This is a genomic window from Candidatus Zixiibacteriota bacterium (assembly GCA_022865345.1).
Classification (GTDB): domain Bacteria; phylum Zixibacteria; class MSB-5A5; order MSB-5A5; family RBG-16-43-9; genus RBG-16-43-9.
This window is the reverse complement of sequence record JALHSU010000071.1, coordinates 1-7,315: the sequence shown is the minus strand read 5'-3', so window position 1 is coordinate 7,315 and position 7,315 is coordinate 1. Positions and strand designations below refer to the sequence as shown.

Sequence of the window (7,315 nt, the reverse complement as noted above, 5' to 3'; positions counted from 1 at the left end):
GTGCAGTTCTTTGGGGAGCTTCATGTCGTTTTTGTAGAACAGGTTGCACATTTGGGTGGTGATGGTAAAACCTGGAGGAACCGGAATACCGATGTTGGTCATCTCAGCCAAGCCTGACCCTTTTCCCCCTAAGAGGTCCCTTAACTCCCTGCCTCCCTCTGCCTTACCCCCACCAAAGAAATAAATATACTTTTCAGCTTTGACCTCTGGCGGAGCCTTAGCTATCTTCTTTGAGGGCTTTTCCTTCCTTGTTACTTTTTTCACTTTCTTAGGCATTTCTTACCTCCAAATAAGTTTTTTATACAGTTAGCTAAAACAAAGATTACTCAATTTATAAAAAACCCTCTGAAAATCAAGTAAATTCTAAAAGAATCGAAAAAATGAAGGTAAATGGTAGAGGAAATTTCAATCTAACAGGACGTTAATTTGTTGATTATCAACGACTTAATTTCGGAGGGTACCGTCCGTGACGACGCAAGCATTGACTTGATGAATGCCTCCAAAAATCGGGATTTACAAAGTTTTTATCGGTTTAACTGCAACTTATCCAGTTTTCATTTTTCTTGCATAAGAACCCGGTAGGTCAAATTCCCCATAACGTCTTGCGGATAAAAGAAGTTTTTGCGAAGCAAAAATTTGGGTGAGCGACAGTAAACCTTTTATGCTGTGTTAGGCGATCGTTTTGCTTGGCGGTTTCTTTTTCATGTTTGTAACACACTTTCTGTGTAATGACAGTCTAAAATCTCTTGATTATCAAAGCAGTCGGTACTTTCCACTTTTCTATTAATCTTTCCCATACTGCTTTTTACAGGGGCTAACGAAAGAATCTTATTTATATAGTGGGAAGCTGTTTCATAGTCTATATGACAAAAATTGTTTGTCCAATCACATTCCATTTCTAAAACATTGAAGACATCCTGGCTTTTATATTTTAATGGTAAATAAGGGTGTTTTAACATCATATCAAAAGATTTTGAGCCAGGGATTGGAATTAGAGATGAGCATGAGATCGTTTCAACATTTGCGAGGGTACATAATAGATTAGCATGTTCATAAGTATTCTTAATAGTTTGATAGGTTTCTCCAGGGAGTCCCACAACAAATCCTAACGCAAGGCAAATACCATACTTATTCAATAGCTCAACAGCTTGAATATTCTTTTTGACTGATGACCCCTTACGAGCACTTTTCAAAGTTATCGGATCCCCACTATCAATACCAATAAACACCTTATAGCAATTAAGTTCATGTAGCATTTTTGCTGTTTCTTGATTAATTTCGCTAGCGCGGGCATAAATTTCGAATACAACGGGAATATTTTTGGGTCTTGAAAAATAAAACTCTTTCAACCAGTCTCTGTTTCCAACAAAGCTACCAGAGACATCCCAGACATAATCAGTTTTATATTGCCTGTTTAAAAGGAGTATCTCTTCCCAAACTCTTTTCGGGGTTCTCCCTCTCCAGTCTCTGTCAATCCTACCACAAAAAACACAACCACCTGTTTTGGTACTCCACATGCAGTCTTTTTGAGAGTAAATAATGTTGGGGATTTTAAATTGTTCTTTAGCGTATTTCTTCTGAAAATTTATTGCATAAATCCGCTCATCTAATAAGCCATGATTCACAAAAGGAAGAGAATCAAGATTCAGTAGTCGTTGGTTAGTCCGTTTTATATCTTCTCCATCTCGATATATAAGATTGTCGATTGAAGCAAAGAATTCTCCTTGCACAAGCTTACTAAAAGCAATTTCTCCATCACCTATTACAATAAAATCCAAATACTCTCTATTCCTGAGAATCTTTTCTCCCAGTGCCGTTGCATAAAACCCGCCAAAGACAACAACAGCTCCTCTTTCTTTTGATATCCTTGCAATTCTTAGTCCATTTTCATAACTAAGAATAGTTGGGCTTATTCCGACAAAATCTCCATTGATACGAGCTTCTATTGATTTTTGAGGTAAAATATTCCCGTCCAAGATTTCCACATTGATCTCTGGTAATTGGGTTTTTAGATAAGTTGCTATAGAAAGTAGTCCAAGAGGAGGGAAAAAAGAACTTCGAGAGACTGGATAAAACTCCTTTGAGATTGGTGGAATTATAAGCTGAACTTTCATGGGCAGATACTCATTAAATTCCAAAGAATGACTTCGTTATCAAATACAAGGTTACCTTTGACATTATTCAATCCATGCTCGTTTTCTATTTTATTCAAACGATCCCATACTTCTTTATAGAATAAAGAATTAATATTCTTAAATATGTTAATATTTGCCCAACGTGTTATATCATTATCCTCCCAAATCAAAGATCGTGCCCATTCCCGTGAACCCCAAAGAATGTTAAAATACTGGTGAAACATTCTTCCTATCTCAGGTTCAGTGATAATAATGTATGTGAACTCCCCATCATGCTGCTGTCTATACGGTTTATGAAAACCAAGAAATACTCTTTTTTCATCACATAGAACAACGCTCATCAATGTGGGATAATCATGCGACTTTAATTCTAACAATAGATTAATTACCATTTTACATTCACTTTTTATCTGATTTATGTCCGCTAGACTACACCGTTTATCTGCCGTTCCGAGATTTGTTAAAACATCACTAAGTAAATTATCTAATTTTTGAAAATCGATGTGTTCAAAAACCTTCAATTGATAATTATGCAGTTGCGGGATTCTCGTTTTTGCCCACGCGAAATCTTCCATTATAGATTGGAATTTTAGTGGATAATTAATTGGTATTGATATATTATTTTTAGTAAGATCCGTACGTTCTCTAATTCCAATCGTAGTTAATCGGCGCATAATTTTCAGTTTATTATCATTCTTTAATTTTAGCAACATCCTTTTTAAAAAGGGTATTTCTCCCTTCAAACGAAATCCTTTAATAATCTCTCTTGGTTTTTTGCCTTCAATAATTTGGCTTTCAATGGCAAAATATTCCCCTCGCCATCTTCCTTCTCCCTGTTCATTCCAATCCTTTCCTATAGGAGCATCTCTAAGATTTAAAATTTCGACTTCTTTTGAGGTCATAATTGAAAGCGCTAATTCCTTATAATAATCATCAATGTTTTTAACTTTCTTTATGCTTTTTCGAAACATAAAATCACTGAATTGTTGATTTAAAAACCATCCGATGATTGTACCGAGAATTGTAGAAAGTAAAAACAATACGATTCCCATAATTTCCTCCGTTATTTACCTGCCCAATGTAAAAAATGTTTTTCTGCCATTAAAAATAGTTTATTTAAAATAAAACCAATCAACCCAGTGATAATGATTAATGCATACATCTCCGGTATCTCATAAAGCAAATGCGCATTAAATATTTTCTGCCCCAAACCTGTCTGAGTTCCCATAAACATCTCTGACATTATTACTACAATTAGGGCAATAGATAACCCTGTCCTGAAACCTACAAACATATCTGGAAGGGCTTCTGGGAAAACAATCTTTACAAAGATTTGTCCAGGGGTTGCCTTCATGGTTTGTGCAACCATAATCCTTGTTTTCTTGCTATTTTTAACTCCATACATAGTGTTAATCAATATAATTAGAGAGCTAGACCATGCAGCGATTGTAAACTTAGATGCATCACCAAGACCAAAGAAAATCAAGAATAAAGGAAAAAGGGCAACCACCGGGATTGACCTAAACATTTCTATTACAATTTCTAAGGCATTATAAATACGGTTTGAATATCCCATTAGTAATCCTACTGGCACACCTACAGAAATCCCTAAAGAAAATCCGATCACGAGTCGGTATATCGTTGAATATACATCTTGAGCAATCTCTCCAGAAATTGATAGACTCCAAAACTGCACTAAAACATCGAGAGGAGAAGGAAGAAAAATGGGATTGATTATTTTGATTGAAGCAATTACTCCCCAAATAATTATTAACGCTATAAGACCGAACGGAATTTTAGACCTCACTATTCAATGCCTCCTTGAATATATGCAAGGCCTTTGCCTTTAATACAAAAAATTCATCTCTTTCTAAAAGCGAAGCATTCCTTGGCCTCTGAAAATTTGCATCGAGAATCTCTACAATTTTTGCTGGCCGTTTGCTTAAGAGAGTGACCCTATCAGCAAGATAAATGGCTTCATCAATGTCATGAGAAACCAAAAGAATCGTTACTTTTGTCCTATCCCATAAATCTAATAGTCTATCCCGTATATAATATCTTGTAGTGTAGTCGAGAGAACCAAAGGGTTCATCCATCAACAAAACATCAGGATTAAAAAGTAGAGCACGGACAATAGCTAATAACTGCTGTTGGCCACCACTTAATTGATATGGGTAGGTATTTAAAGGTATTTCAAGACCTAATTTATCCATAAACTCAGTGGCAATCTTTTGCCTTTTCTTTTTGGGTACACCCTGAAGTTCTAAAGGGAAGGCTAAGTTATCAATATTTTTCAGCCATGGAAATAACGAGTCTCTATAATTTTGAAAGATATAACCAATACGTGCTTTATGGAGAGGTTTGTCATCTATTGAAATCTTACCTTGATCCATTTCAAGAAGTCCTGCAATTATGTTTAATAGGGTAGTTTTCCCGCACCCATTAGGACCAAAAATTGATACAAACTCACCCTTATTTACTATTAGACTAATGTTATCTATTACTTCCGTATTATGGGGAACACCGTCAATACTTGAGGAAAAGGTTTTATGAATATTTTCAATCACAAGATAGCTCATCTTTGTTCTATCTTAATTTGGATCCTCTTGCCCGCAAAAACAATGTAGAGACCTCTATCCTTTTCTTTAATTCCTTCCCTTCAAATAGAAGATCAGCATATTTCTGAATAACATCCTCATCAACTTCATTCATCTTCCACCACTCATACAGGTGACTTTTTTGGGAGATTGCATCCTCTAAAGGAGTGTATTTGGGCAGCACTTTTTTAGCATCTTTTTCGTTTTTTCTAATAAAATCAATTGCCTCTTCTAAAGCCGCAACTATCTTCTCTACCGCTGCTGGATTCTCATTAATGAATTTAAGAGAAAAGGCATTAGCCCCCGCAGGAAAGGGATTTAATATATGCTCAACCCTTGGATTTTCCATTAATACCTTTGTAAATCCTTTCTCTATAACAATGGTTGCATAAGGATCGATAGTGAATAACGCATCAAACTGTCCAGCCATAAGAGCTTGAGCTTGCAATTCTGGAGAAACTTGAATAATTTGAACGTCTTTGTCAGGATTCATAAACCGCTGGAGGAATAGTTTTAGAACAAGCAATTGAGAGGTACCAGAATATGTGCCAATTCTTTTCCCTTTTAGTTCAGCTATGGAGGTTATAGGCGAATCTTTAGGTACGAGAAGAAAGGTGACATACTTAGTTTTTGTTTCAACGCTCGGTAAATAAATTTTGAATTGGCCTGCCGTAGCTTGCTCTACAGAAAAAAGAGTGGTCAAGCCTAATCCGATTGTTCCCTCAACCTTTCCAGCAATTAGACTGTTAATTGCCTCGTTTGCATTTCCCGTTTTTATTGGTTCTACATCAATTCCTCTTTTTTCAAAATAACCGTTTTCTAAAGCTACAAAGAATGGTAAACAAGAACTAAAGGGAACATAAGCAATTCTTGCTTTTAACGGTGGCTTTTGTTGTATCAGTGACAAAATTAAAAGAGAGACTAAAACCAAAAAAACAATTAAACCGGTAATGAATATTACTGTCCTTGTTGTATTTTTAAATTTTAGTATTTTCATTGTTTTTCACTCTCCTCTCTTCAAAAAATGGAAGTCGGTAAGCAAAATGTCGGCTAACTCGTTCATATCCGAACTATGTTCGGATGTATCCCATTTTAATTTATTGAAAACCATATAAAAATCAAGTAAATTCTAAAAGAATTGAAAAAATGAGGGGGAAATAAGTGGCAACGAAAAACGTCCTCACGGGAGTGAGGACGCTACAAAATAGTTTCACTCTACTTTCTGGATTGCTCTGATTATCTCGTATTCTGAGGTTGCTGACATAAGCTCTTCCTCAAAAGTATCTGAATGGAAAAGCTCGGCTATGGCCTTGAACACCTTCAAGTAAAGGGAGTCATCATAGGGAGGTGCCCCCATTACGAAGAAAAGATGAACTGGTTTCCCATCTATTGAATCAAATTCATATCCTTCTTTTGAACGGGCAAAGCCGATGACGAACTCTCTCACCTGCATAGTCCTGACATGGGGTATGGCAATACCCTTTCCAATACCGGTAGAGGATTTTTTCTCCCGGTTCAAAAGGTCTAAAAGAAGTTTATGCTTGTTGCAGACTTTTCCGGACTTATCCAGAAGCTCGACTAACTCCTCTAAAATAGCTTCCTTTGTCCTCCATAGTTTCTTCTGGGGATGGAGACCGTTTTCCTCATCGAACTCGATTTTGGTCTCCAGCTCTAATTTGATAAACTCAGGTTTAAAGTACTTTGATAAGTTCACCTTAAAATCTCCTCTTATCCCAGCCTTATTCCACACATCTTTTTTATCGGCAACAATTACAAAACCTTTTTAGGTAGGGACGCATTTCACTGGAAACGACAGGCAGAAAGTTTTTTTTCCACCTAATATACGAATTTCTTTTACAAATTGCTATTTAATGAACGTGGGGATGTAGGGGTTCAAGAATTTGAACCCTTATTATTTAATCCCTTCTCCAAGTAGGAAGGTAAGGGGTGAGATTAGATTTGACCGCACTTTAAGGGCAAGGTGGGCTCACCTGTTTTTGGAGGGGCAGAATCCGACTGAGGAGCTGTAGGGGCGACCCGACGGGTCGCTCCTACGATTAAAATAATCCCAACTGTTCTGTATCTTTCTTTACTTCTACCTTCTCCCTTTCTTCAAAGATTTTTATCTTGCCGTAGACCCCATCATGCCCTGGAATTATATCCAATTTACCTTCGCGCACCCTTTTTATTCCTTCAAATATTTTTGGTGGGGTCTTGGGAGATAGCTCCTCGATCGAAAGGTCTAAAAGAATCCTGAATTCATTGCCGAAATTCTGGATCATCTTTTTATATTCTTCTTCCACTCCTTTGGTATCAGGTGCCTGGCCTAAGGCTTCGGCGATTATCTCCTGCAGGGGAATAAGGTTTTTAAAAGGTATGGAATTGGGCGGGATGAACCCATCTGGTCTATCAGCTAAATCCTCCACCCGGTGCATTACTCCAACCGTTATCCTTTTATGGCATACCGGGCAGATAGATTTATTTTTCCTGGTCTCAGCCGGTGAGAGTAGTATACCGCAGTTCCTGTGCCCGTCGAAATGGTATTTTCCTTCCTCCGGGAAAAATTCAACGGTAAACAAAAAT

8 protein-coding genes are annotated in these 7,315 nt (G+C 37.0%); all 8 read right to left on the bottom strand.

The window, feature by feature from the left end:
* Window positions 1-276, bottom strand: a 276-nt coding sequence (locus tag MUP17_03065) for a hypothetical protein (GenBank protein ID MCJ7457956.1), incomplete at its 3' end; no start/stop codon positions are given.
* Between the two features lie 425 nt (window positions 277-701).
* Complete coding sequence (locus MUP17_03060; GenBank protein MCJ7457955.1) at window positions 702-2,114, bottom strand: B12-binding domain-containing radical SAM protein; 1,413 nt, start codon at window positions 2,112-2,114, stop codon at window positions 702-704.
* Entirely contained in the window at window positions 2,111-3,187 is a 1,077-nt protein-coding gene (locus MUP17_03055; GenBank protein MCJ7457954.1) for a hypothetical protein, read from the bottom strand. The genes MUP17_03060 and MUP17_03055 overlap by 4 nt, the downstream gene beginning before the upstream one ends.
* Window positions 3,188-3,198: 11 nt before the next feature.
* Window positions 3,199-3,942: an ABC transporter permease gene (locus tag MUP17_03050; protein MCJ7457953.1), complete on the bottom strand. Its 744-nt coding sequence runs from the start codon at window positions 3,940-3,942 to the stop codon at window positions 3,199-3,201.
* Complete coding sequence (locus MUP17_03045) at window positions 3,932-4,714, bottom strand: ABC transporter ATP-binding protein (protein MCJ7457952.1); 783 nt, start codon at window positions 4,712-4,714, stop codon at window positions 3,932-3,934. The genes MUP17_03050 and MUP17_03045 overlap by 11 nt, the downstream gene beginning before the upstream one ends.
* A gap of 7 nt (window positions 4,715-4,721) precedes the next feature.
* Window positions 4,722-5,729: an ABC transporter substrate-binding protein gene (locus MUP17_03040; GenBank protein MCJ7457951.1), complete on the bottom strand. Its 1,008-nt coding sequence runs from the start codon at window positions 5,727-5,729 to the stop codon at window positions 4,722-4,724.
* Between the two features lie 213 nt (window positions 5,730-5,942).
* On the bottom strand, window positions 5,943-6,446 hold the full coding sequence (locus MUP17_03035; GenBank protein MCJ7457950.1) for a PTS sugar transporter subunit IIA: 504 nt from the start codon (window positions 6,444-6,446) through the stop codon (window positions 5,943-5,945).
* Between the two features lie 343 nt (window positions 6,447-6,789).
* Window positions 6,790-7,315, bottom strand: a 526-nt coding sequence (locus MUP17_03030) for an endonuclease Q family protein (GenBank protein MCJ7457949.1), incomplete at its 5' end; no start/stop codon positions are given.